We start from the raw sequence: 25,645 nt of genomic DNA, 5'->3' as shown, positions 1-25,645 counted from the left end.
TTGGCGCGCCGTCGCCCTAGCCGACCTGGATCTCACCGACCCGGGTGGGGATGTACACCAGGGTGGGGTTCTCCATCAGGTTCCACAAGTGGTCGTCGAAACCGTGGTTGGCCCAGCCCGAGCCGGAACAGGGGTAGGCGGTGAGCCGCACGCCCTGGGTCTTGTCGGAGTTGTTGGACGCCCAGCCCGAAACGTCCAGGCACAGGCCGGACTTGTAGTTGCGGATGAGCACGCCGAGCCCGCCGGAGCCGGACGAGTCCACCAGCGGGATCTCCCACAGCTGGTTGTCGTTGCTCGCGGGCGTCGTGCAGGTGAAGGTGGAGACGTTGGCCCCGGCCGAGACCGTGCCGTAACCGGGCAGGTCGAGGCAGAGGTTGGAGCCGAGGGCGTTGCGGATCCAGTAGAGCGGCTCGCCGTCCGCTGCCGTGCCCTGCTGCTGCAGGTACCACATCTGGTTGTCCGAGCTGCCGTAGCCGCAACGGTACTGGGTGACCGGGTCGTTGAGCGTGGGTGCGCTGTAGTAGGGCAGGTCGGCGCACTGGTACGTCCAGTTGTTCATCAGCGTGAAGTGCACCGGCGGACGGTTGGCCTGCGGCGCGGCGGGCGCGGTCGACGCCTGGCCGCCGGAGGAGCCGCCCCCGGCCGGGGTTGCGGCGGGCGGAGCCGACGCCGCCGGAGCCGAGGGCGTCGGCGCGGCCGGGGCGGTCGCCGCGGGCGCGGGCGCCGGGGTGAGCGTGGGGTCGGGCAGCGGGCTGACCGCCGCCTGCGCCTGCGCCTGGGCCAGGCTGGTGAGATGAGGCTGGTAGGCGAACCAGAGCGCGACCAGGGCGACGGCCAGGCCGAGCAGCAGCATGAGCATGCCGCTGAGCCAGCCCGGCAGTACCCCCTTCTGCACGAAGACCCCCTCGACCCGGACGGGGGTGTTGCCCGAGCGCGTCACGGCCATCCGGTACGGCCGGTTCTCCTTGCGCCCGAACCAGGTGATCCGGCGCGGCTTCAGCGTCGTCCTGACGAAGCCGGCCCGCCCGGGCTCGATCTGCACATTGGCGGGGTGGACGTCGTAGCTGAGCTGGTCGCCGTTGTCGACGCCGCTGACCGAGGCGGTGAGCCTGGTGTTGCCGAGGTTGTCGATGGCGAGCCTCGGCCGCCCCCGGAAGCGTCCCTTCACGGTGTGCGGGACCAGCTCCGCCCGGATCTCGGTGAAGGCGGTGATGGTCAGGTTGCCCTCGGGGACGGTGGTCGCCTCGGGGTGCTCGGTCGGGACGATCTGCACGGCGTACGGGTTCGGCCCGGCTGTGGCGTCGGGGGTGCGCGGCGGCGCGAAGGTGAGCTCGACGGTCCCGGTGCTGCCCGGATACAGCCGCAGCGTGGGCGGTTCGATCGTGACATAGGGGGCGATCTCGCCCACCGGTATGAAGCGGTACTCGTCGACGACGTCGCTGGTGTTGCGGACGCGCAGCCGCACAGTGGTCGTGCTGCCGGGATCCACCACGGTGGACGCGGGTTCCAGGGATGTCCAGATGCTCACTCGGCGATCCTACGTTGCCCGGAGGCCCCCCGGCCCGGCCGCCGTCGCGCCGTTGCCGTCGACTCCGGTCCGACCCGGATGAACGCCCTGTTCGGGCCAGTGGCTGCGGAGTTGGCCGACAGGCCCCGCTGGATGGGTTGTTGACGGAGCATCGGTAGGATTCCTGCTTTGTGACACTTAGGAGAGCCATTCCATGAACGATCCGCAGATAGCCTCATTCATCCGCTTCGTACGGGAGCGGTCGCCCTTCTACCGCGCGCTCTACGCCGGTCTTCCCGAGGGCGTGTCGGACCTCGCCGCGCTGCCGCTGACGGACCACACGGCGTACTGGGCGGCCAACACCCTGGACGACAGCCGGGTTCTGACCGGGCCGCACACCGACGGCATCGTCATCAAGACCGGCGGCACCACCGGGGCGCCCCGGGTGTCCGTCTACACCCGGGACGAGTGGCGGGCGATGAGCCGCCGGTTCGGGGACGGCCTGGCGGCGGCGGGGCTGGTCGAGGGGGACCGGGTGGCCAACCTCTTCTATGCCGGGGAGCTGTACTCCAGCTTCGTCTTCACCCTCAACTGCCTTCAGGAGGCCGACGTTCCGACCGTGCAGCTGCCGATCGGCGGCGCGGCGGCGCTGGACTACGTGGTGGGCGCGCTGCGCGACTGCCGGGCGACCGTGGTGGCCGCGCCGCCGACCTCGCTGTGCCGGCTGGCCAGGGAGGTGGTGGACACGGTCGGCACCCTGCCCGGCATCCGGCTGGTGCTGTTCAGCGGCGAAGCCTTCTACGGCGACCAAGTCGCCCTGCTGGCCAAGGCCTTCCCCGAGGCGGCGGTGCGCTCCATCGGCTACGCCAGCGTGGACGCCGGGATTCTGGCCGCGCCGGTGGCGGGCGAGCCGGACACCCGGGTGCACGAGGTCTTCAGCCCGGACAAGGTGGTGGAGCTGCTGGACGCCGAGACCGGGGAGCCGATCGAGGAGCCCGGGCGGCCCGGACGGCTGGTCGCCACCGACCTGGTACGGCGGCTGATGCCGGTGATCCGCTACCCCGCAGGCGACATCGCCGAGTGGGTGGACGTCCCCAAGCGGCGGTTCCGGCTGCTCGGCCGCTCCGAGGAGGGCGCCCGGGTCGGCCCGGTCACCGTCTACCTGGAGGACCTGCGGGCCGTCGTGGAGCGGGCCGACGAGCAGCGCAGCGTGGTCGACCTGCAGGTCGTCCTGCGGCGCCGGGACGCCAGGGACGAGCTGGTGCTGCGGCTGGCCGCGCCCAGCGCTGCCGAACCGGCCGAACTGCGGCGCCTGGAAGGGGAGATCGCCCGGCAGCTGGATGCCGCCCGGCCGATCTTCCCGGAGCATGTGCAGGCCGGGATGATCCAGCCGCTGGCGGTCGAGTGGGTCGCCCCCGACGCGCTCGCGGTCAACCCGAGGACCGGCAAGCTGATCCGGCTGATCGACGAGCGGCTGGACTGACCGGCGCCCCAACACTCCCGTGGGTGCGACGGCAACCGCCTTCGCACCCACGGGAGTCGGCAGGGCCGTCAGTTGTTGCGGGTGCGCCGGTCCACGACCGCCGGCAGCTTGCCGCTGCCCGGGGTCCGCTCGAACGCCCCCGCCGCCGCCTGCTCGACGTGCAGCGTCACCAGCCGGTCCCGGGTCACCGCCGCCGCCAGCTCGGGGTACTCGGCCAGCAGCACCCGGACCACCGCGTCCGGCTCCGGCAGGCCCTCGCCCTGTTCCAGCCGGACCGTCAGCGACTCCCCGGTGGCGTCCTCGTCCAGCAGGATCTGCAGGGCCCGGCGGTGCCCGAACGACTCCTCGGCGACGGCCGCGAACCGGCGGTGGTTCAGGAAGTGGCTGCCGCTGCGGAAGATGTCGCCGAACCGGCCCAGCAGCTCGAAGCGCGGGGTGCGGCGACCGCACGGGCAGTCGCCCTCCACCCAGCGGCCCAGGTCGCCGATCTCGTAGCGGTCCAGGCGCTGGCCGCGCCGGGTGTGCCCGGTGAACACCAGCCGCCCCACCTCGCCCGGGGACGCCGGACGGTCCTCGTCCCTGGCCAGGATCTCCAGCGTCTGCAGGCCGCTGAACAGGTGGTGCACCCGCGGCGGCGCCTGCGGGCACTGGTAGCCCAGCGGCCCGGCGTCCACGCTGCCGTAGGCGGCCGAGCGGATCAGCTCGACCCCGAACTCCTCACGCAGCCAAGCCTGCTGGCTCTCCGGGAAGTGCTCGCCGCCGAAGAAGACCTTGCGCACGCCCCGGTAGCCGCGCAGCACCTCCGCGCCCTCGGTGAAGACCCGCAGCAGGTAGTTCGGCATGCCGAACAGCGTGTCCGCCCGGTGCTCGACGACGGCGCGGGCGACCAGGGCGTGGTCGTCCTGGGCCGCCATCGGGAACTGCACCGCCTGCAGCGTCTCCAGCACCGAGAAGAAACTGAGGAAGCCGCCGTAGAGCTGCCCGCCGAAGAAGAGGTTCATCGCCCGGTCGCTGCGCGGCTCGAAGCCCGCCGCCAGCAGCCCCTCGGCCCCCGAGCGCATGTGCTCGTGGTAGTCGTCCCAGGTGAACGCGGACAGCTTGGGCGCGCCGGAGCTGCCGCCGCTGCGGAAGAACACCTCCGCCCGGCTCAGATCCGTCTGGAACAGCTCGAAGTCGCTCTTGGAGGTCACCGGCACCGGCGGGGCGGGCAGTTCGCGCGCGCCGACCAGGTCGTCCAGGCAGGCGTCGCCGGCGAACCGGGCGTCCAACTGCACGTCCACCCGGCGGCTGTAGCGCTGGAGCGCGTAGACGCCGTCGTGCGGCTCGCCGTCGTAGCTGCTCAGCATCTCGCCGGGGACGGTCACCCGCTGCGCCCCGGCGGTCAGGACGGCGGCGGCCAGTTCGGCGGTGTCGCGGCGGTCCGCGCCGATGCCCACGGTCTGCAGGTAGCGGCGCATCGGCCGCAGCACCGCGCCGATCTCCTTGCGCGGCAGCGGCTTCACCCACACCGTGCGGAACAGCGGGGAGGCCCGCAGCGCCGCCCGGGTGTCGGCCAGCACGTGCCAGCTGCCGTCCTCGGCGGCGTGCACCCGGGTCAGCCCCAGGTGCTCCTCCAGCCGCGCCACCTGCACGGTGTTGCTGATCTCCGCGCTCTCCAGCAGCCCGGGGACGGCCGGGGCCAGACCGGGCACGGCCTCGGCCAGCACCCCGGCGAAGCGCTCGGCGAAGGCGAAGACCTGCTCCGGGTCGGCGGTGTCCAGGTAGATCACCTGCGGGCTGGAGCAGGCCTGCTGGTCCAGTCGGCAGATGTCGTCGACGATGCCGAGCAGCGTCTCGCGGTGCGCCCAGGCGTCCGAGGTGAGGTAGCTGAACGAGAGCTTGGGGCCCCAGTCGACCAGTCGGCAGCCGGCCGGGACCAGGGCCGCGACCCCGGCCAGGGCCTCCTCGCCGCCCCAGGCGGCCACCGCGTCGGCGGCGGCGCACAGCCGTTGCAGCCAGGCCGTGCGCGAGGAGGGGAAGCCGAGCACGATCACCCGGGCGGCGATGGCGCCGGTCGGGTCCAGGTCGGCGAGTTCGGACAGCAGCGCGTGGGTGAAGCGTCCGCCGCCGCTGGTCTTGACGGCGTTGACGTTCCCGGCGAGCAGGCCCTCGACCACGCTGAGCGCACCGGCCGCGGGGGCGTTGCCGGGGGCGATGTGCACCAGCAGGCCGACCGGCAGCCAGCCCTCGAAGATCTCCCGGCGGAAGTCGAAGCGGGCCAGGCGGCCCGGATCGGTGCCGCCCAACTCGCGCATCAGCTTGGTCTCCAGGTTCTCCCGGGAGAGCGCCTCGGCGACGTCGCCCAGGGTGCGGGCGGTCTCGTCCTCCGGGAGCCGCGCCTCGCGCAGGCAGGCGGCCAGACGTCCGGCCTGCGGGCTGGACGGGTCGGCCAGGGCGGCGGCCAGCCGGTCGCAGGCGGCCAGGACCAGCAGCGGGCTGAGCCGTTCGGCGAGGGCCTCGCGGACGTAGCCGTCGAGCCGGTCCAGGCGCCGGTCGGCCTCGGCCCGGTCGACCCAGGCGCCCTGCCAGTAGTGCTGTTCGGCGGTCATGCGCTCCCCTTGAGCAGTTCGGCGGCGGCGATGGCGCAGCTGCGGTTCCGGCTGAGTCCGGCCCGCCCGTGCACGGTGAACCAGGGCGTGGGCAGTCCGCAGCCGCACTCCTCGGGCGCGTGCTGCGACACCAGGTCGCCCATCAGCACGGACTGCGCCGGGACGGAGGTGATGTACGGCGTGACGAACTGGGCGTAGCCGCGCTCCCCGTACGGCAGCGGGGCCAGCGTGCGGACGTCGCGCACCAGCATCCGGGACCAGGTGGGCACGTGCAGGTGGTGCCGGGCGCACTCGAGGTAGAGCACGGAGTGCTCGACGGCGCCGAAGCCGTCCCGGATCCGCTCGTCCGGGATGCCCAGCTGCTCGTGGATCCGCCGGTACAGCTCCGGCCGGGCGACCTGCCGGTCCGCGTGGCCCTTCCAGCCGCCGCCGAACAGCACCAGCGACTCCGGGTTCAACCGGACCGGGGGCAGGCCGAGTTCACGCATCCGGTCGAGGGTGAAGGAGAGGAACGCGGGGAAGCCCAGGATGCGCACCGGCGCGCCCTCCTCGGCGAACCGCAGCAGTGCGCGGACGCAGCCGAAGGGGTCGAACTCGTGGCCGCTGCCGGTGTTCTTCAGCGCGTACTCGGCCGAGCGCACCGGGGCGAAGTGGCACAGGTACTCGTCGGTGAAGGAGGTGCCGAGGTTGAGGCCGGGGTGCGGCTGGTAGTTGGAGAGCAGGTAGTTCACCGGCTCGTCCGAGCCGATCCAGCCGTTGGCGTCCAGGATGCGGGCGACCATGCGCTGCCCCGAGCGCAGCGTCCAGGTGTCGAAGAACATCTGCGACTTCTGCCCGGTGGTGCCCGAGGAGGTGACGTTCAGCTGCACCTCCTCGCGGGGTATCGAGAGCAGTTCGTGCGCCTTGAAGAAGTTGGCGTGGATGAACGGCAGTTGGTCCAGTTCGGTGATGGACTCCAGCGGCCGTCCGGCCCTGGGCGCCGACGCCGACAGCCGCTGGTGGAACGGGGAGCGGGCGTCGTGCCAGGCGTTGGACTCGTTCATCGCCCGGACGAAGAGGGCGTCGGCCTCCTCGCCCACGGTGTAGGGCTCGACGATGTCCAACAGCTGCTGGACGTGGGCCAGCGCGGCGGGATCGGGTACCTGGAGCGGCTCCAGGTACCTGGCCGCCAGCGGCGGCACGGGCGGCGCCGATCGGGCGGCCGTGGTGGTGTCGGTTGACTGGTTCACTGGAAAACCCCATGGGTGTCGAGGTACTGCTGCTTCCACAGCTCGATGTACTGCTCGGTGAAGGGCTGGAAGGCCGCGTCGATGGCCAGGCCGCGGAAGTCCAGCGGCTGCAGGGTGCGGGCCATCACCACGTGGTCGCGGAAGCCGTCGCCGTGCCTGCGCATCGCCGGGTACGCCGCCGCCGGGAGGAAGCCGTGGGCGAGCAGCAGCCGCAGATCGTCGTAGCGGTCCATCGGCAGCAGCGTCTCGATGTAGGAGGCGCCGTACTCGGCCAGCCGCTCGATCAGCGGCCCCAGGTCGTCGCCCACGGCGGTCAGGCCGGGGGAGGCGCCGATCAGCGTGCAGTAGCCGTCCGAGGCGTTCAGCTGGGCGTACACCTCGTGGGCCCCGTCCTGGGAGCTGAGCAGCACGTTCGGCGTGTGGAAGGGGTAGAAGCGCCGGTCCGGATCGGGTACCGCCTCGGCCATCCGGCGCAGCACGAACCGGGGTGCGTCGATGACCTCCACCTCGAGCCCGGCCGCCCCGCGCCTGCCGCGGACCTCGCCGAGCGGCTGGTCCACGATCTCCGGGAGCGGCAGGTCCGCGCCGCCCGGAGCGCCGTCCAGCGCGCCCTTCAGCGCCCGGACCAGGCCGCCCAGCGCGGCCGGCACCCGGGGGACGGGCAGCCGGCGCTCCAGGACGCCCTCGCGGTAACGGGCCACCAGCACCATCGTCTCGTGCCGGTCGGCCTTGCGCAGGTTGGGGAACATGCCCAGCGGATGGAAGCCGCTGCGCAGGCATATCCGTTGCGGCGCGGTGGAGTTGGTGCGGGCGGTGCTGTAGACCGAGTCGGCCGGGCGGTCCCCGCTGAGCATCAGGTCGCTGAGCTGCCGGACGGCCTGGTGGGCCAGTCCGGAGCCGCGTGCGTCCGGGTGGACGACCAGGCCCTGGAGCTTGCCCAGCCCCTCGGCCGGGTCCAGCGTGCCCAGGATGGAGCCCACGATCCGCCCGCTGCCGGGCTGCCGGGCGACGAGCCAGGTGGTGAGCGGGGACGTTATTTCGTGTGCCATCACTTCCGGGTCGGTGCCGAGCGGCAGCGCATAGCTGCGGCCGTACACCTGCCGGTAGAGCGTGAGCAGACCGTCCACGTCGTCGAGCTGGGCGGTGGTTAAAGCGAAAGGCACAGTACCTCCCCGAGGAGCTGGTGCGCCCTGGATCGCAGGGCGCACGGTGAGGCCGATTTCTCACGGTCACGCGGCGGAATCCCGGGTAGGGCGCCGCCTCACGGCGGTCCGCGCGTGGCAGCTGCCGTGCCGCAGTCGCCACGCCGGGGGACGGTGCCTCCGACGCGGCAGCGGGCAGGAAGAGAGAGGTCAACGGCTCAGCTGTGAGCCGCCGATGAGATCAGCGTAGCGCGTGGACGCCGAAGCTGATCATGCCTCACTTCGCTGACCAGCGTGGACATCCGGGCGATGCGACCAGGATCACAGTTCGGACGCGATCGGAGCGGGCCGACCGGTAAACGGGGTCTTTCCGGAACGCCTACGAAGGAAAGAATCCGGATGTGACGTCAGTGGACATGCCAATCGCGGGACGGTCGACTCCGCAGCCGCCGGTGCGGGGCGTGCCCCGGGGCCTTGGGGGCCGGAAATACGTGCAGGGTGCACGTGCTCGGGGCGGCCTCGGGGCCGTAATCCGGGATGCGCAGGCGCTCGCGCCCGATATGCCTGGTTTTCGATGGGTGCGTACCGCATTCGCCGGGGTTCCTTAAGCGGCAAATCGGTCATACAGGGCACTCTGCTGGTGATGGTGCTCACAGGCCCCGAGGCGTCCACGGCCGGGGGTAGTAGACCTCCCCGCAGGGGTGCCGCCGCCCGGTGCGGCCGTCGGCGCCCGGCGCCGCCCCGGTGCCGATCCGACGCCGGGGTGATCGGCATCGCCGCAGCTCAGGGCGGCATACCGGACAGATGCGATATTTCCGATTCCCGATGTTTTGCACCAGTGCGAGCCGGGTACGCGAGGCCGCCCGGCGTGGGCCGTGGTGGCTCGTCCTACGATCGGGGGTCGTATCAGGGGGTCTTGGAGTTCGTCCCGGGGCCCGCTAACAATGGCTGAGTCGAACGACGCCGCGGCGCTCCCGCCGCAGGTCATCCGCCCGGCACCCACCCCTCTGCGGTGGTGCCCCGTGTCCCGCCCCGCACCGTGCGGCCCTGTCTGCCGCACGGAACACCCCTGGGCGAGGGCACCGCCTACACCCTGAGGTCTGACTCTCCCATGAAGCTGCTCAACACCCGCCTGCGCACCTCCGCCGCGCTGCTCCTGTCCGCCGCCAGCATCGTCTCCATCGGCGCGGCCATCGCCCCCTCCACCGCCTCGGCCACCACCCCCCAGGCCATCGCCGCCCAGATCGTCCCCGCCTCCCAGCTGGCCTCCTTCGACCAGATCATCTCCCACGAGAGCGGCTGGAACGTCACCGCCACCAACGCCTCCTCCGGCGCCTACGGCCTGGGCCAGGCCCTGCCCGGCTCCAAGATGGCCTCCGCCGGCGCCGACTGGCAGACCAGCGCCACCACCCAGATCAAGTGGGCCCTGGGCTACATGGACAGCCGCTACGGCAGCCCCAACGCCGCCTGGTCCTTCTGGCAGGCCCACAACTGGTACTGAGCAACCCCCACTCACACCAGCACCACCCCGCACCACCCCACGGCGCGCCCGGTCACACGACCGCGGCGCGCCGCCGCACACCCGCACCACGGCTGCCGACAGACCCGGGCAATCGGGCCATCTCCGCCGAGCGGACCGGCTCCCACCTGCGGCGGAGCCCCGCAAAACATGGTGTCGCGGTGTCGGCGCGGTCGGTTACCCTACGGCTGCCGGACGCGCGAACCGCCGGGCCGGCCGTTGGAGGGGAACACGTGTCAAGCCTTTCGTTGGTGGCGCCTGCCGTGATCGCGGCCGCCGCCGTCGCCCGCTCGCTGGGGAAACGCAGTCCGAGCAGTACCGCCGCCCGGGGGCCGCGGCCGGTGCCGATCGACCCCGGCCACGGCGACCCGGAGCTGGTCGCGCTCCGCACGGCCGTGGCCGGGGCGGACTGGCCCGCCGTGGAGGCCGTGCTGAAGCCCTGCCGGGAGCGCGCCGACCACGCCCGGCTGACCTGGCTGATCAGCGGCGTCGAGGACATCGGCGGCGACTTCCTGCTGAACCTCCCCGAGCGGCTGCCGGACAACCCGCTCGCCCTCAGCGTCGCCGGGGCCCGGCATGTCGCCTGGGCCTGGGAGGCGCGCACCGGCGCCCGCGCCGCCCGGGTCACCCAGGAGCAGTTCCACACCTTCCACGAGCGGCTGCGGACCGCCGAGGAACACCTCTACGCCGCCGTCGAGCTGGACCCCGAATCGGCCTCGCCGTGGTGCTTCCTGACCACCGCCTCGCGCGGCCTGGAGCACGGCCACGCCGTCACCCGGCGGCGGTTCGACGCCGGGGTCCGCCGCGCCCCGCACCACACCGCGCTGCACGCGGCGATGCTGCAGCAGCTGTGCGCCAAGTGGGGCGGCTCGCACGAGCAGATGCACGGCTTCGCCCGGCAGGCGGTCGAACAGGCCCCGCCCGGCAGCACCCTCGGCGTGCTGACCGCGTACGCGCACATCGAGCACTGGTTCGAGCTGCCCAAGGCCGAGCGCCCCGGCTACCTGCGCGGCGGCAGCGTCGTCGCCGAGCTGAAGCAGGCCGCCGCCGTCTCGGTGCTGCACCCGGCGTACGCGCCCACCGAATCCCCGTACGGCGCGCTCAACGCCTTCGCCATGGTGTTCTGGCTCGCGGGCGAACGGGCCCTGGCCCGGGACCTGTTCCAGCGCATCGGCGACCACCCGACCCGCTTCCCGTGGGCCTACGTCGGCAGCCCCGGTCAGGTGTTCGCCACGGCGCGGCAGGAATGCAAGAAGAGGAAGTAGGAGCCACTCCCGTGACCACACCCCAGCCGGGCCACACGTTCCAGGTCGATCTGCGCGGCCTGGTCGACCTGCTGTCCCACCACCTCTACTCCTCGCCCCGGGTCTACCTGCGGGAGCTGATGCAGAACGCCGTGGACGCCATCACCGCGCGGCGGCTGCTCGACCCCGACGCCCCCGCGCGGATCACCATCCGCACCGGTGCGGGCGGCGGCATCGTCGTCGAGGACTCCGGCGTCGGGCTCACCGAGTCCGACGTGCACACCTTCCTCGCCACCATCGGGCGCTCCTCCAAGCGCAACGCGGACGGCGGGCTCGACCTGTCCGCCGCGCGCGCCGACTTCATCGGCCAGTTCGGCATCGGCCTGCTCGCCTGCTTCGTGGTCGCGGACGAGATCACCGTGGTGTCGCGCAGCGCCCGCGAACCGGGTGCGCCCGCCGTCGAGTGGCACGGCCGCAGCGACGGCACGTACAGCATCCGCACCCTGCCCGCCGGAACGGTCGCGCAACCCGGCACCACGGTGACGCTCACCCCACGCGCCGACGGCAGCGAGTGGCTGGAGCCGTCCCGGGTGGTGCAGCTGGCCCGTCACTTCGGCTCGCTGCTGCGCTACCGGGTCGAGGTCGTCGACCGGCACGGCGACACCATCCAGGTGAACGACACCCCGCCGGTGTGGGAGCGCCCGTACGGTTCGCCCTTCGCCCGCCGCGAGGCCCTGGCCGCGTACGGCAGGTCCGTCTTCGACTTCACCCCGCTGGACACCATCGACCTGGACATCCCCCTGGTCGGTCTCAAGGGCGTGGCCTTCGTGCTGCCGACGCCCGCGCACCCGACCAAGCGCTCCGGCAACCGCGTGCACCTCAAGGGCATGCTGCTGTCCGACCAGGCCACCGAACTCGTCCCGGACTGGGCCTTCTTCGTCTCCTGCGTGGTGGACACCACCGGCCTGCGCCCCACCGCCTCGCGCGAGGCGCTGTACGAGGACGAGACACTGGCCGCCGTCCGCGACGCCATCGGCGACCGGGTACGCCAGTGGCTGACCGGCCTGGCCGCCTCGGACCTGGCGCTGCTGCGGCGCTTCCTGGACGTGCACCACCTGGCCGTGAAGGCGCTGGCCCGCTACGACGACCAGCTGCTCGCGCTGCTGCTGCCGTGGCTGCCCTTCGAGACCACGGACGGCACCGTCAGCCTGGACGAGTTCACCCGCGCCCACCCGGTGGTGCTGGTCACCCGGACCGTCGAGGAGTTCCGCCAGGTCGCGCCGATCGCCGCCGCCGCCGGGCTGGGCGTGGTCAACGGCGGCTACGTGTACGACCGGGAGCTGGTGCACCAGCTGCCGCAGATCCGGCCCGGCATCAGCGTCGCCGACCTGGACCCGGAGACCGTCAGCGCGCACCTGGACAGTGTGGACCCGGCCGCCGAACTGGCCGCCGCCCCCTTCCTGGCGCGCGCCAGGGCGGTCGCCGACCGGTTCGACACCGACGTGGTGCTGCGCTCCTTCCAGCCGGTCGGCGTGCCCGCGATGCTGGTCGACAACCGGGAGGCCCGGCACGAGCGCCGACGCGCCGAACTCTCCTCCCAGGCAGACGAGTTGTGGGCGGGCATTCTCGGCTCGCTGAGCTCCTCCGCGCCCCGCGCGCAGCTGATCCTGAACCACCTCAACCCGCTCATCCGCAGGCTCGCGGAGCTGGCCGGGACCGCCGACCCGCACCTGTCGGAGACGGCCATCGAAGCGCTCTACGGCCAGGCGCTGCTGCTCTCCCGGCGACCGCTGCGGCCCACCGACCACGCACTGCTCAACCGCTCCTTCCTGGGCCTGCTCGACTTCGCAACCCAGGCCGCCGACACCGGACACGGGAAGGCCCAGCCATGACTGCACCCAGTACGAGGGACGAGTTCTTCCAGGCCCTGCGGGAGAACCGGGAGCGGCCCCGGGGGCGCGCCACCGTGGCGATCGCCGAGGAACTGGTCGAGGCCGCCGAGGCGTTCGGCGATCCCGAGGTCACCGTCTCGGCCCTGGTGGAGCTGATGCGCGGCTACCACGGCAGCGGCGAGGTGGTGAAGTACCCGGTCGCGTTCGCCCGGCTGCTGGGGCTGTGGGACGAGCACCCGAAGGCCTTCGACGAGTCCGAAGTGCACCGGCTGTTCTGGTACTTCAAGTGGGTCGGCTCCGGGCTGCTCTCCACCCCGGACGTGCCGCTGGCGTCGATCCGCGGCTGGATCGCCGAGATGCGCCGCCGCTACCGGGCGCAGGGCCACGACCTGCAGCCGGTCCACGCCCAGGAGTACGCCCTGGCCCGGCACCTGGGCGAGGGCGAGCAACTGGCGTACGAGCTGTGGGCCACCCGTGGCCGCACCCAGCTCAGCGACTGCGCCGCCTGCGAGGCCCGGACCCGCGCCGCCCACCACATCCGGCACGGGGACGACCGGCAGGCGCTGGCCGAGCTGCAGCCCACCTTCGACGGCCAGGTCGGCTGCGACGAGGAGCCGCACAACAGCCAGGCCCTGGCGCTGTTGCCGCTGCTGCGGCTCGGACGGCTGGACGAGGCGCGCGCCGCGCACCTCACCGGCTACCGCAAGGTGCGCGGCCAGGAGGCGGAACTCAGCTCGGTCGGCCGGCACCTGGAGTTCTGCGCGCTCACCGGCAACGAGGCCCGCGGCCTCGAACTGCTGGCGCAGAACCGGGGGTTGTTCGACTTCACCGCCGCGCCGTCCAGCCGGCTCGACTTCCTCACCGGAGTCCAGCTGCTGCTGGCGCGGCTGGTCGGGACCGGCCACGGCCACCTGCCGTGCGCCGGGCCGCTGGGAACGGCGTGGACGGTCGCCGCGCTGCACGACACCGTGGCCGGGCAGGCCGACGCGCTGGCGGCGCGCTTCGACGCCCGCAACGGCAACGGCACGGTCTCCGGACGCCGCCGGGAGCGGCTCGCCGTCCGACCGCTGCACGCCCAGCTCAACCTCGGTGTGCAGACCTCGGCCCTGGCCGACCGGCCGGCCGCCGTCCGCGCCGGGCAGTCGGCGCCGCCGGTCGCCGAGGCGCCGCAGGACTTCGCCGAACTCGTCGCCGAGGTGCGCCGCCTGGACCGGGACGGCGACCCCCGCGCACGTGCCCTGTGGGACGCGCTGCTGAAGCGGGCCGAGGCCGAGGACGTCGCCGTGGACGAGCTGCTCCGCGCCGAGATCGCGTCCGAACTGGCCCAGCGCGCCGCCAAGGCCGACGACTGGGACGCCTGCGCCGCGCGCCTGCGCGAGGCCGTGGACCACTACACCCGGGCCGGGCGGACCGCCCGCAGGATCGGGGCAGCGTCGAAACTCGCCTGGTGCGAGGCCACCCGGGACGACCTCCCGCCCGCCGCCGCGATCGCGGCGGTGGAGGCGGCCTGGCCGGTCCTGGAGGGCCTGTTGGCCGAGATCCAGGCCCTGATCGCGGCCGACTTCGCCACCGAGGAGGAGCGGACCGAGGCCCTGGTCCGGCGGCTCGTGGTGCGGCAGAGTCGGATTCTGACGGCGCGTCAGGCCCAGTTCCGGGCCGGGGGAGCGGATCGGCAGGCGCACTGGGTGAAGGTGTTCACCGCGGAGGCGCAGGCGTTGATCGCCGAGGGCCGCTGCACCGACCGGGCCGTCCAGGTCTCGCTGGCCCACGAGGTGCTGGCTGAGTTCCAGTCCGCCCACGGCGAACCCGTCGAGGGCGAGGCGTCCGCCCGCCGGGCCATCGAGATCTTCACCGAGCGGGGATGGGAGTGGCGGCTGCCGCGCGGCCGCCTGCTGCTCGCGCTGGCGCTCAGCACCCAGGGCCGCCACCCCGAGGCCCTGGCCGAGCTGGAGCAGGGCCTGGCCCAGGCCCCCTCGTACCTCGAGCCGGGCGAGCTGACACCGCTGCACCGGATGCTCGGCAGCACCGCCATGCGCGCGGAGCAGTACCCGACCGCGGTGCGGGCCTTCTCGGAGGCGGCGGCGCGGCTGGACCGCGAGGGCGAGCGGTTGCAGGCGCGGGAGACGCGCTGGCACCTGAGCCGGGTGCTGCTGGCACAGGGCTCGGTGGCGGACGCGGTGGCCGTGCTGGAGACCCTGCTCGACCCCACGCCGACGCCCGCGCCCACGCCCGCGCCGGCCGCCGTGGACGGCACCGGGGGCGCGACCTCCGACGGTCCCCAAGTGCCTTCCGCTGCCGAGCAGTTGACCGCCCAGATCCGGGTCGACCTGGCCAACGCCCTGCTGACGCTGGGGGAGCCGCGCGACGCCGCCCGGGAGTTCCTGCACCTGGCCGAGGCCGTCAGCCGCTGGCCCGAGAAGGGCGCGCTGACCTCCGCCGCCGCCGGGGCGGCCGGCGCGCTGGCCCAGGCGGGCAACTGGGAGGGCGCGCGGGCGGCGCTGGAGCGGGCGCTGGCCTCCAACGCGGAGGCGCCGTGCCTGCCCGACCTCACCGACACGCTGCGCACCCTCGCCCTGCAGGCCGTCGAGGCCCGGGGAGCCGAGGCGGCCGAGGAGGCGCTCGGCTACCTGGACCGCGCCGACCGGCTGCGCGAGGAGTTCCCGCAGGCGGCGCGCGAGCAGTTCGTCAGCGTGGACGTCGACGTGGCGCAGTGCTGCACCGCCCGGGGCCAGGTCCACGCCACCACCGGCCGCCCGGAGCAGGCGCTGGCCGCGTTCGAGCAGGCCATCGCCTGCTACGACGAGGGCGGCTACCCGGCGGTGCGGCCGCGCTTCGAGGCGGTCCGGATGGCGGCGCTGGTCGAGGGCCGGGGCCTGGACCGCGCCCCGGCGGCCCGGGAGCGGCTGGACAAGGCCGCCGCCGAGGCGGACGCCGCGGGCCTCGCCGACGCGGCGGCCACGCTGCGCCGGGTCCGCGACGGCCTCCGCTAGCCCCCGTCCGCCGCAGGAGAGCCCCCTGCGGCGGGCCGGGCGCTCCGGCGCCGGGCGGCCCCTCCCGGCCCGGGTCTGCCAGGATGGCTCCGGCCGAGCCGCAGTGTGGCGTCCGGACCTGCCTGACCTGGCGGTCTGCCCGGCCGGAGTCCCGGGCCCCCGGTGGGGCCGCCCGATTGATCACGATGGCCGAAAGCTACTATGGGGTCATCGCCTAGCTCGAAAGATGAACTTGTGACTGTCAATGACGACGTGTTCACGAACTGGATGCAGCGCGAGGAGATCGCGGAGTCGATGATCCCGATCATCGGGCGACTGCACCGGGAGAGGGACGTCACGGTCCTGCTGCACAGCCGTTCCCTGGTGAACAAGTCGGTGGTCAGCATCCTGAAGACCCACCGGTTCGCCCGCCAGATCGACGGCGAGGAGCTCTCGGTCACCGAGACGCTGCCGTTCCTGCAGGCTCTCACCGCGATCGACCTGGGCCCCTCCCAGATCGACATCGGCATGCTCGCCGCCACGTACAAGACCGACGACCGCGGACTGTCGGTGGCGGAGTTCACCGCCGAGGCCGTGTCCGGCGCCACCGGCCCGAACAAGCAGGAGCGCCGCGAGTCGCGCGATGTCGTCCTCTACGGTTTCGGCCGGATCGGACGGCTGCTCGCCCGCCTGCTCATCGAGAAGGCCGGCTCCGGCAACGGTCTGCGGCTGCGTGCCATCGTCGTCCGCAACAGCGGCAGCGAGGACCTGGTCAAGCGCGCCTCGCTGCTGCGGCGCGACTCGATCCACGGCCAGTTCCAGGGCACGATCACCGTTGACGAGGCGAACAGCAGGATCGTCGCCAACGGCCACGAGATCACCGTGATCTACTCCGACGACCCGACGTCGGTGGACTACACGGCGTACGGCATCAACGACGCCATCCTGATCGACAACACCGGCCGGTGGCGCGACCGCGAGGGCCTGTCCAAGCACCTGCGCCCCGGTATCGCCAAGGTGGTGCTGACCGCGCCGGGCAAGGGCGACGTCCCCAACATCGTGCACGGCGTCAACCACGACACGATCAAGCCGGACGAGCAGATCCTCTCCTGCGCCTCCTGCACGACCAACGCGATCGTGCCGCCGCTGAAGGCGATGGCGGAGGAGTACGGCGTCCTGCGCGGCCACGTGGAGACCGTCCACTCGTTCACCAACGACCAGAACCTGCTGGACAACTACCACAGCTCCGACCGGCGCGGCCGTTCGGCGCCGCTGAACATGGTCATCACCGAGACCGGCGCCGCCTCGGCCGTCGCCAAGGCGCTGCCGGAGCTGAAGGCGCCGATCACCGGCAGCTCGATCCGCGTGCCGGTGCCGGACGTCTCGATCGCCATCCTGAACCTGCAGCTGGCCCGCGAGACCAGCCGCGAGGAGGTCCTGGACTACCTCCGCAACGTGTCGCTGACCTCGCCGCTCAAGCGCCAGATCGACTTCATCAGCGCGCCGGACGCGGTCTCCAGCGACTTCATCGGCTCGCGCCACGCCTCCATCGTGGACGCCGGGGCGACCAAGGTCGACGGCGACAACGCCATCCTCTACCTCTGGTACGACAACGAGTTCGGCTACTCCTGCCAGGTGGTCCGGGTCGTGCAGCACGTCTCCGGGGTGGAGTACCCGACCTACCCGGCCCCGGCGGTCTGACCGGCACGGTTCGATCCGCACCAGGTGATCCGGGCGGCCCCCGCCGTCGCTCCCGACCGGAGGGAGCGGCGGCGGGGGTTCCGTCACTCCCGGCGGGCCAGCAGCCGGTAGGCGTTGGACAGCCCCGCCCGGCCGGCGAAGCGGGCGATCAGATGGTCGAGCAGGGTGGCCAGCAGCAGCACCGGCGCGGCGGCCAGGAACAGCGCCCCGCGCAGGGCCCGCCGCCAGCCGGCCGGCGGGCCGCCCGGCAGCCAGGGGGCGTCCTCGCGCGGCGCGACCGCGTCGAACAGCAGCCAGCAGGCGGCCAGCAGGTCGACCGGGTCGTGCGGGGAGCCGTGCTGCTCCAGCACCACGGTGAAGCCCAGCTCGCCCAGCCGCTCGCGCAGATTGGCGACCGGCACCAGGTTCAGGTGCTGCGGTTGCAGCCACGGCAGCCACCAGCGTCCCAGCAGCCGGGCGTAGCGGCACTGCGGGTCGGGCACGTCGATGAGCAGCAGCCCGCCGGGGCGCAGCGCCTGCCGGGCGGCGGTCAGCTCGCGCTGCGGCTCGGTGCTGTGCTCCAGGTAGTGGAACATGCTCACCACGTCGTACTGCCCTGCGAGTTCGGCCGCCCGGCCGGGCAGCGTGCCGCGGAAGCCGTGCACCAGGCGGCCGTGGCGCTGGGCCAGTTCCACGCCCTCGCTGAGGTCCAGGCCGTCGAAGGCGGTGTCCGGGAAGAGTTCGCGGGCGGTCTCGCAGAAGTGCCCGTGGCCGGTGCCGACGTCCAGCCAGCGGCCGGGGGCGGCGGCGTACGGCAGCACGGACCGGGCGCGGCTGCGGTACGTCCCGGTGCGGGTGCCGAAGAAGCCGCCGAGGCGCTGCTCGCCGAGGCCGTCGTAGAAGTCGCGGTAGTAGAAGTCCAGGCCGGGGCCGGAGAGCCGGGGGTTCTGGAAGATGTGGCCGCAGTCCTCGCAGGCGTCCAGGGCGAACCGTCCGGGCTTGTGCTGCAGCAGGTCGCTGGTGCGCAGCCGGGCCCCCAGCCGGGCGGAGCCGCACCAGGGCAGTCGCTGCGCCGGGGTTCGAAGAAGCGGTCGGTGCCGTCGGCCAGCTCGGCCGCGTAGTCGGGGCGCAGCGCGGCGATCCGGTCGCGGAGCGCCTCGGCCCGGCGGGCGGTGCGGGTGCGGCGCGGCTGGTCGTCCGGGCGGTGGGTGGGTGCGTCGGTGCCGGTGGTCATCGGCTCTCCCTCGCTGGGCTCGGATCGAGCAGGCGTTCGAGGTGGGTGGCTGCGGCGGCGGCCCCGCCGGCTGCCCGGAACGAGTCGCCGACGCGCCGCGCCGCGGCCCGGTAGGCGGGGTCGCCGAGCACCGCGTCCAGGGCCTCGCCGAGCCGGGCGGCGCTGGTCCGACCGAAGCGGACGCGGACCCCCGCACCCGCCACGGTCACCTGCCCGGCCACCACCGGCTGGTCGTCGCGGATCGGTGCCACCACGAGCGGCACGCCGTGCCACAGGGCCTCGCAGACGGTGTTGTGGCCCGCGTGGCAGACCACGGCCGCGCTGCGGGCCAGCAGCGGCAGCTGCGGCACGGACGGGGCGACCAGGACGTCCCGGTCGGGCGCGGGGCCGCCCAGCACCCCGCCCGGGTCGACCAGCACCGCCTGCACCCGGTCGGCGCGCTCCCGCACCGCCTCCTGGCAGGCCGTCAGAAAGGCTGCGCCCGCATCGGTGTTGGCCGTGCCCAGGCTCACCAGCACCAGCGCGCGGTCCGGGTCCAGCCACTCCCAGGGGAAGGAGGGGGCCGTGGGCCGCGCGGCCAGGGACGGGCCGACGAAGCGGATCGGACGGCGTCCGGCGGCTTCGGGGCTCCCGCCGCCGCCCGGGCGGGCCAGTTCCGGGGTGGTGAAGGCCAGGGTCAGCAGCGGGGAGAAGCGCGGATCGGCCGTGCCCTCCGGGGCGCCGATGCGCTTGCGCAGATCACCCAGGAGGCCGTCGATCCAGGCGTCCACCAGCGGCATGCCGTCCAGCGCGCCGCTGAACTCCGCCGAGGTGGTCGCCGAGGTGGCCCACGGCAGGCCCAGCCGCTCGGCGACCAGCGCCCCCGCGACCGCCTGCTGGTCTGCGACCACCAGATCGGGGCGGAAGCGCTCCACCGCCGCCGCCACGCCGGGCGCCATCGCCTCGGCCAGCGGCACCAGGAACTCCTCCCACAGGAACTTCAGCGCGGCCGGGCCGCGCAGCTCCGGCGGCCGGTGCAGCGGCTCGCCGGGCGCCTGCCCGGGGACGACCGCGCAGCGGAACACCTCGGCGTCCGCGCCCGCCAGCCCGCCGACCAGCTCCGGCAGCCCGGCCCAGGCCGTGGCATGCCCACGGGCGGCCAGCTCGGCCGCCACCCCCACCGCCGGGTTCACATGCCCGACCAGCGGCGGGACGACGAACAGGAACCGGCTCACCGGGCACCCCCGGCGACCCGCACGGCCCCGCCGCTCACCGGCAGCGGCCGGCGCAGCCCGGCGGCCGGACCGCGCAGCCCGGCGCCGTTCTCCAGCAGCCAGCACAGCGCCAGCTCGCGCACCACCTCCGGCGCCTCCACCAGGACGGAGTGCTCCTGCCCCGGGACGAGGGTGCTGCGGCACGCGGGCAGCAGCCCCTCCAGCCAGTCCGCCTGCTCGGCGAGGTCCGACTCGGTGCCGTAGACCGCCAGGACCGGGCAGTCGATCGCGCCGATCCCGGCCTCGGAGAGCACCCGGCTGGCCGGGAGGTCGCGCGCCAGCGAGGTCTCCGCCAGCAGCCTGCCGGCGGCCCGGGCCAGCCGCGCCTTGTGCGCCCCCTGCTGCTCCGCGACCCAGGCCAGGGACTCCTCCCGGGCCAGCTGCGCCTCGGTCCAGCCGAGCAGCCGCTCCATCTTGGCGGCCCAGGCCGGGGTGGCCGGTTCCGACTCGATGGCCAGGATGCTCAGCACCTGCTCCGGGCGGCGCTGCGCCAGACCGAACGCCACCGTGCCGCCGAAGGAGTTGCCCAGCAGGTGCACCGGGCCGGTGAGGTACAGCCGGTCCAGCAGGGCCTCCAGATCGTCCAGGAAGTGGTCGAGCCGGTAGCCGGTGGGCGGCCGTGCGGTGCGGCCGTGGCCCCGCTGGTCGTACATCACCACCTCCACCCCGGCCGCCGCCAGCACCGGCCCGAGGGTGAAGTAGTAGCTGGCCAGGCTGTCGGTCAGCAGGCCGTGCACCAGCACGGCGGTGGCGGCCGGGGGAGCGCCGTCCAGCGGGGCCAGCCGCTGGACGTGGCAGCGCAGCCCGTCGAGGTCGAGGAGGGCCACGGTCAGCTCCGATCGGCGGTCTGCAGCCGGTCCACGACATAGCCGACCAACCGGCCCACGGTCAGTTCGATGATCTCGTCCAGCTCCATGCCGGCGATGAACTCGGCGAAGTTGATCCGGTCGCCCCAGCGCTCCTGGAGCAGCCCGGCCAAGGTGACCAGGTCGATGCTCTCCAGCTCCAGATCCTGGGTGAAGCGGGACTCGGGGGTGACGTCGACGTCGCCCAGGCCGTACTCCTCCAGGACGGTGGCCAGCATGCCGGTGATCTCGGCGAGGACCTCCCTCTCGGCGGGGCTCGGCGTCTCGGCAGGCGGGAGCTGCTCCATGGTCGGCTCGCTGGTGGTCACGTGGCTCCAGTCCCTTCGGTGTGCTCGGTACTGTCGGTGTGCTCGGCGCTGTCGGTGTGCTCGGCGTGCTCGGTGTGGTGCGTGGTCCAGGCCACGACGAAGCCGTGGTCCGGCAGGTCCGGGGGGTTGCCGACCCGGGCGCAGTGCACCCGGTGGGTGCGCGGGCCGTCCGGGCCGTCGACCGTGACCTGCACCTGGTCGGCCTCGGCGGCGGTGACCCGGAAGGCGCGCGGCCGACCGCCGAGCCCGGTGCCCTCGGCCTTCGCCGCCGCCTCCTTGGCGGCCCAGAAGCGGGCGAACCAGACCGCCTCGGAGTCCGAGGCGGCGCTGCGGGCGGCGAGCAGCTCGCGCTCCGCCGGGCCCAGCGCCACCGCTGCCGTCTCGGCCGGACGGTCGACGGCCTCCTCGATGTCGATGCCGACCCCGGGCCCGCCGTCCGCGCGGGACGGCCGGACCAGCGCCACCGCCGCCCCGGCCCGGTGCGCCAGCGAGACGTCGAGCCGGGGCAGCGTCCGGCCGTGCCGCCCGCGCACCCAGGGCCTGCCGTCCGCATCGTTGAGCACCTCGATCTCGGCCGGGTAGACGGGCCCCTCGCCCTGCTCCCACAGCCACCGCCGCACGGCGTCCTTGACCGCGATCCGGCCCAGCAGCCACGCCCGGCGGCGGCGCGGCGGCTGCTGCTCGTAGCGGTCGCGCTCGGCCGAGCCCAGGTGGTTGCGCATGATCAGGTCGCGGGAGGCGAGGTCGGGCCAGCGTTCGTGCAGCAGCACCCAGCCGCCCGGCTGCGGGACGGAGAGGGTGTTGCGTTCGACGGCGCGCTCCACCGGCCGGGTCTCCGGACGGCTGTCGAAACGCCGGTCCTGCCAGCCGTGGATCTCCGCCCAGACCGCTTGGCCGCACCGCAGTTGGACATCCGCCTCGAGCACGGTGTCGGTGAGCCGGACGATACGGACATGGCAGTGGACGGCGCTGCCGGGCCGGGGCGGCGGGCCGAAGAAGCGGAGCTGCCGCATGCCGACCGGAAAGACCACGGTGCGTTCGGTATGGGTGGCCATGATCCAGTAGCCGAGCAGCTGGCCGACGTTGTCCAGCAGTGCCCCGGGCGCGGACGGCGCGGTGATCACCCCCCGGACGTGCGCCGCACCGATGGCGGTCAGCTCGGTCAGGCCCTGGAACGCCGGGCCGTGGAACATCCACCGCTGCTGGTAGAGGTCGGCGGCGGTGTGCTCCGGCACCCGCTCGGCGTCCCGGTCCACCGGCCAGGCCGAAGGCGGCTGTTGATGACGTTCCGTCAGTTCGACTGTGCCGGAGGCGAAGTCGCCGAATGAGGCGGCCAGGCGGCCGTCCGCCTCCGGCTGCAGGGTGAGCTGTACCTCCAGCGGCGTCGCGGCCGGAACCCAGCGCCCGAACCGCACGGCGCTCATGCCGGTGGCCGTACGGCCGGGCGCGAACTGCTCGGCGGCATCCAGCAGGTGCTGCACGATGGTGGTGGCCGGGACCACCGGCCAGCGGTCGCCGAGATCGGGCCAGCCCGGGCGCTGCTGGAAGAAGCAGTGGTCCAGCAGGTACGGCATGGCATCGACGGAGACCAGCAGCGGACGGGTGTGCGGCCCGGGCGCCGCGCGCGGTGCGGGCGCGGGCTGCGTTACGGCGTCGGGGGGTTGAGCCGGAAGCGGCCGACGCGCCCCCGACTTCCGCCCCGCGCCGATGAGTTCGGCCGCCGCCCGGCCCGTCTCGCGCAGCAGCGCGTCCAATTCGGCTGCCAACGGGGAGCTGTCGGCCAGCTCGGTCAGCTCGGTCGGCTCGGAGGTGCGCGCCGCTACTGTGTGACGTGGCCTCAGTTCCCTTTGCAGCGCGGCGACGGTCTCGGCGGGCAGGGACACCAGGGGGGAGCCCAGGTCCAGCTGCAGGGTGGCGTGCGAGCGCTCCTGCGACGGCTCGGCCCCGTGCTCGGTCCCGTGCTCAGTCCCGTGCTCCGGCGGGGCCGGTCGGGCGATGGGAACGCTGCCCGGCCCGGCGGGGAGCAGGGCGGCCCGGTCGGGTTCGGCGCCGTCCGCCCAGAGCGCCGCCGCCACCCGGCGCAGCTGCGCCAGGCCGTCGCGGTGCGGGGAGTTGGCCGCGACCGCCAGATGGTCCCGCCGCCCCAGCGTGTCACCGACCAGGGAGGCCAGCTGACCCGTGCCGACCTGGACGAACGCCCGGAAACCGGCCCGGTACAACTCCTCCACCAGTGGCCGGAACCGCACCGGCTCCAGCAGATGGCGGACGAACAGGGCCCGGATCTCGGCCTCGGCCTGCGGAAAGGGCGCCGCGGTCGTCCCCGACCAGACCGGCACCTGCGGCCGGTGCAGGTCGAAACGCTCGGCGGCCTGCCGGATCGGCGCCAGATAGGGCTCCAGCATGGGGGTGTGGAAGCCGGACTGGAACGGCAGCACCTGCCCCAGCACGCCGCGCGCGCGGAACCAGCGCACCAGCTCGGCGACCGGCTCTTGGGGGCCGCACACGATCGACTGCTGCGGCGCGTTGTCGTGCGACAGCACCACGTCCGCCATGCCGTCCACCGTGGCCAGGGCCTCGCCGACCCGCGCGGCGGAGACCCCGAGCGCGGCGAAGGCCAGACCGGGCACGCGCAGCGCGTCCGGATCGAAGGACTCCAGGAAGGTGTCCACGGAGGCGCCGGAGTACAGCCCGCCCGTGATCATGGCGGTCCACTCGCCGACGCTGTGCCCGGCGACGCCGTCGGGGCGCACGCCCATCCGGCGCAGCGCCGCGTCCAGCAGTCGGCCCACCGCCACCACGCCCGCGCCGTGCCGCCCGATGTCGCCCACCCGGGCGCCCGGCTCGGAGCCGGACGGAGCCGTGCCGGGGCGGGGCAGCCCGAAGTGGTCGGCGACGTCGTCCACCCGGGGGGTGAACTCGCCCTCCAGGCCCGGGAAGAGGAAGGCGATCCGGCCCTGTCCGGCACTGCGCTGGGCGGCGCCGAGCAGTGGCTCCGGTGCGAACCAGACGTCGTTGCGTCCGCGCCAGGCCCGGCCCCGGTCGACCGCGTGCCGGGCCAGCGCCAAGCGTTTCCCGGTCGGTTCGACGATCGCCAGCCGGCACCGGGGCGCGGAACCGGCGTGCTCCGGCAGCCCGGCGGCGCGTACGGCCGCGTCGTCGGCGGCCAACAGGGCGGCCAGTTGCCCGGGCCCGTCGGCGGCCAGCCGCAGCACGCGCTCGGGTTCGGCCACCACTGCGGCTGCCGTGGGCGTCCGCGCGGTCGGGAAGGCCGGGGAGGCCGCGCGGACGGGTGCCTGTTCGAGCACCACATGGGCGTTGATGCCGCCGAAGCCGAAGGCGTTCACCCCGGCCCGGCGCGGCGCGCCGTCGGACTCCCAGGGCTGCGCCGATCCGATGGTGCGGAAGCGGGTCGCGGCCAGCGCCGGGTGCGGATCGTCGCAGTGCAGCGTGGGCAGCAGGACGCCGTGGTGCACCGCGAGCGCCGCCTTGACCAGCCCGGCGACGCCTGCCGCGGGCATGGTGTGGCCGATCATCGACTTCACCGTGCCCAGCACCGCGCGCTCGCCGTGCCGGGCCCGGGCCGGACCGAACACCTCGGCCAGCGTGGCGAGTTCGGCGGCGTCACCGGCCGGGGTGGCGGTCCCGTGGGCCTCCAGCAGGCCCAGCGCGCCGGGCGCCGCCGGGTCGAGCCCGGCAGCCCGCCAGGCCGCCCGTACCGCCCTGCTCTGGCCGCCCGGATCGGGGCTGGCCAGGCCCGCCGCGCGGCCGTCCCCGGCCACGCCGGTGCCACGGATCACCGCGTAGACCCGGTCGCCGTCGCGTTCCGCGTCGTCCAGGCGCTTCAGCACCACCACGCCGGTGCCCTCGCCGATCAGGATGCCGTCGGCATCCCGGTGGAACGGGCGGATGCGCTGGCTCGGCGAGAGCGCCCGCAGTTGGGTGAACACGCTCCAGAAGGTCACGTCGTGGCAGTGGTGCACCCCGCCCGCCAGCACCAGGTCGCAGCGCCCGGTGGACAGTTCGCCGACCGCCTGGTCCACGGCGACCAGCGAGGAGGCACAGGCGGCGTCCACCGTGTAGGCCGGGCCGCGCAGATCGAGCCGGTTGGCCACCCGGGAGGCGGCCAGGTTGGGGACCAGCCCGATCGCCGCCTCGGGCAGCTCCGGGCCCAGCTGCTCGGCGAAGGCGGCACCGATGCGCCGGAGTTGACTGGACGTCAGATCCGGCATCAGTTCGCTGAGGGTGCGCAGCAACTGGTGTGCGCTGCGGACCCGTTGGTCCAGCCGGACCAGACCCGGCGTCAGGTAGCCGCCCCGGCCCAGGATCACGCCGATCCGGTCGCGGTCGGGCAGCCGGTCCGGGCCGCCCGCGTCCGCCAGGGCGGAGGCGGCGACCTGGAGCGCGATCAGCTGGTCGGGCTCGGTGCCCGGCACCGAACTCGGCATGATGCCGAAACGCGTCGGCTGCACCTGGGCCAGCCCGTCCACGAAACCGCCGCGACGGCAGTAGAGCCGGTCCGACGCGGCCGGTCCGGAGGCCGCCGCCGGGTCGTAGTAGCCCGCATCCCAACGGCCCTCGGGGACGTCCGTGATCGCGTCCACCCCGCCCACCAGATTGCGCCAGTAGGCCGCCAGGTCCGGCGCGCCGGGCAGCAGCACCGCCATGCCCACCACCGCCACCGGGCAGCGCCCGGCACCGGCGGCGGTGGCGGCAGGCGTATGCGGCTGCGGG

The 25,645-nt window shown here is 73.9% G+C and carries 15 protein-coding genes; 6 read left to right on the top strand and 9 right to left on the bottom strand.

Annotated elements, in window-relative coordinates; all coding sequences use genetic code 11:
* Positions 1-16 precede the first annotated feature (16 nt).
* A complete protein-coding gene (locus tag GXW83_RS22195; RefSeq protein ID WP_182444805.1) occupies positions 17-1,528 on the bottom strand; it encodes an RICIN domain-containing protein in 1,512 nt (503 codons plus the stop codon).
* Positions 1,529-1,721: 193 nt separating this feature from the next.
* Between GXW83_RS22195 and GXW83_RS22190 the strand changes: the two genes are divergently transcribed.
* Positions 1,722-2,990 carry a phenylacetate--CoA ligase family protein gene (locus GXW83_RS22190; protein WP_182444804.1) on the top strand — a complete coding sequence of 423 codons (1,269 nt, stop codon included), beginning with the start codon at positions 1,722-1,724 and terminating at the stop codon, positions 2,988-2,990.
* A 68-nt stretch (positions 2,991-3,058) separates the two neighbouring features.
* Here GXW83_RS22190 and GXW83_RS35125 read toward each other — a convergent pair whose 3' ends face one another.
* Genes GXW83_RS35125 through GXW83_RS22175 form a run of 3 tightly spaced genes read right to left on the bottom strand, consistent with a single transcriptional unit; the run spans position 3,059 to position 7,970 of the window.
* Positions 3,059-5,578: an acyl-CoA reductase gene (locus GXW83_RS35125; protein WP_182444803.1), complete on the bottom strand. Its 2,520-nt coding sequence runs from the start codon at positions 5,576-5,578 to the stop codon at positions 3,059-3,061.
* Positions 5,575-6,807 carry an acyl-protein synthase gene (locus GXW83_RS22180; RefSeq protein ID WP_370466751.1) on the bottom strand — a complete coding sequence of 411 codons (1,233 nt, stop codon included), beginning with the start codon at positions 6,805-6,807 and terminating at the stop codon, positions 5,575-5,577. Before GXW83_RS22180 ends, GXW83_RS35125 begins: the two co-directional genes overlap by 4 nt.
* A complete protein-coding gene (locus GXW83_RS22175; RefSeq protein ID WP_182444801.1) occupies positions 6,804-7,970 on the bottom strand; it encodes a GNAT family N-acetyltransferase in 1,167 nt (388 codons plus the stop codon). Before GXW83_RS22175 ends, GXW83_RS22180 begins: the two co-directional genes overlap by 4 nt.
* 1,090 nt (positions 7,971-9,060) lie before the next feature.
* Here GXW83_RS22175 and GXW83_RS22170 point away from each other — a divergent pair.
* From GXW83_RS22170 to GXW83_RS22150, 5 genes are all read left to right on the top strand, one after another.
* A complete protein-coding gene (locus tag GXW83_RS22170) occupies positions 9,061-9,450 on the top strand; it encodes a transglycosylase SLT domain-containing protein (RefSeq protein WP_182443339.1) in 390 nt (129 codons plus the stop codon).
* Positions 9,451-9,719: 269 nt separating this feature from the next.
* Complete coding sequence (locus GXW83_RS22165; protein WP_182444800.1) at positions 9,720-10,733, top strand: hypothetical protein; 1,014 nt, start codon at positions 9,720-9,722, stop codon at positions 10,731-10,733.
* Between the two features lie 11 nt (positions 10,734-10,744).
* Positions 10,745-12,604, top strand: coding sequence for an HSP90 family protein (locus GXW83_RS22160; protein ID WP_225447171.1), 1,860 nt, complete (start codon positions 10,745-10,747; stop codon positions 12,602-12,604).
* Complete coding sequence (locus tag GXW83_RS22155) at positions 12,601-15,594, top strand: hypothetical protein (RefSeq protein WP_182444797.1); 2,994 nt, start codon at positions 12,601-12,603, stop codon at positions 15,592-15,594. The genes GXW83_RS22160 and GXW83_RS22155 overlap by 4 nt, the downstream gene beginning before the upstream one ends.
* 234 nt (positions 15,595-15,828) lie before the next feature.
* Entirely contained in the window at positions 15,829-17,274 is a 1,446-nt protein-coding gene (locus tag GXW83_RS22150; protein ID WP_182444795.1) for a glyceraldehyde-3-phosphate dehydrogenase, read from the top strand.
* Positions 17,275-17,357: 83 nt separating this feature from the next.
* Here the strand turns inward: GXW83_RS22150 and GXW83_RS22145 are convergent, their stop codons facing one another.
* The 5 genes from GXW83_RS22145 to GXW83_RS22125 form a co-directional block, all read right to left on the bottom strand.
* Positions 17,358-18,074 (bottom strand): class I SAM-dependent methyltransferase, encoded by a 717-nt coding sequence (locus tag GXW83_RS22145; RefSeq protein ID WP_370466750.1) that lies wholly within the window; start codon positions 18,072-18,074, stop codon positions 17,358-17,360.
* Positions 18,075-18,483: 409 nt separating this feature from the next.
* Positions 18,484-19,701, bottom strand: coding sequence for a glycosyltransferase (locus GXW83_RS22140; RefSeq protein WP_182444794.1), 1,218 nt, complete (start codon positions 19,699-19,701; stop codon positions 18,484-18,486).
* Positions 19,698-20,567: an alpha/beta fold hydrolase gene (locus GXW83_RS22135; RefSeq protein WP_182444793.1), complete on the bottom strand. Its 870-nt coding sequence runs from the start codon at positions 20,565-20,567 to the stop codon at positions 19,698-19,700. Before GXW83_RS22135 ends, GXW83_RS22140 begins: the two co-directional genes overlap by 4 nt.
* A 2-nt stretch (positions 20,568-20,569) precedes the next feature.
* Positions 20,570-20,893 carry a phosphopantetheine-binding protein gene (locus GXW83_RS22130; protein WP_182447500.1) on the bottom strand — a complete coding sequence of 108 codons (324 nt, stop codon included), beginning with the start codon at positions 20,891-20,893 and terminating at the stop codon, positions 20,570-20,572.
* A gap of 17 nt (positions 20,894-20,910) precedes the next feature.
* Entirely contained in the window at positions 20,911-25,578 is a 4,668-nt protein-coding gene (locus GXW83_RS22125; RefSeq protein WP_182447499.1) for a type I polyketide synthase, read from the bottom strand.
* Between the last annotated feature and the right edge of the window lie 67 nt (positions 25,579-25,645).

This window comes from Streptacidiphilus sp. PB12-B1b (genome assembly GCF_014084125.1).
Taxonomy (GTDB): Bacteria; Actinomycetota; Actinomycetes; order Streptomycetales; family Streptomycetaceae; genus Streptacidiphilus.
This window is presented reverse-complemented; position numbering and strand designations above follow the sequence as displayed.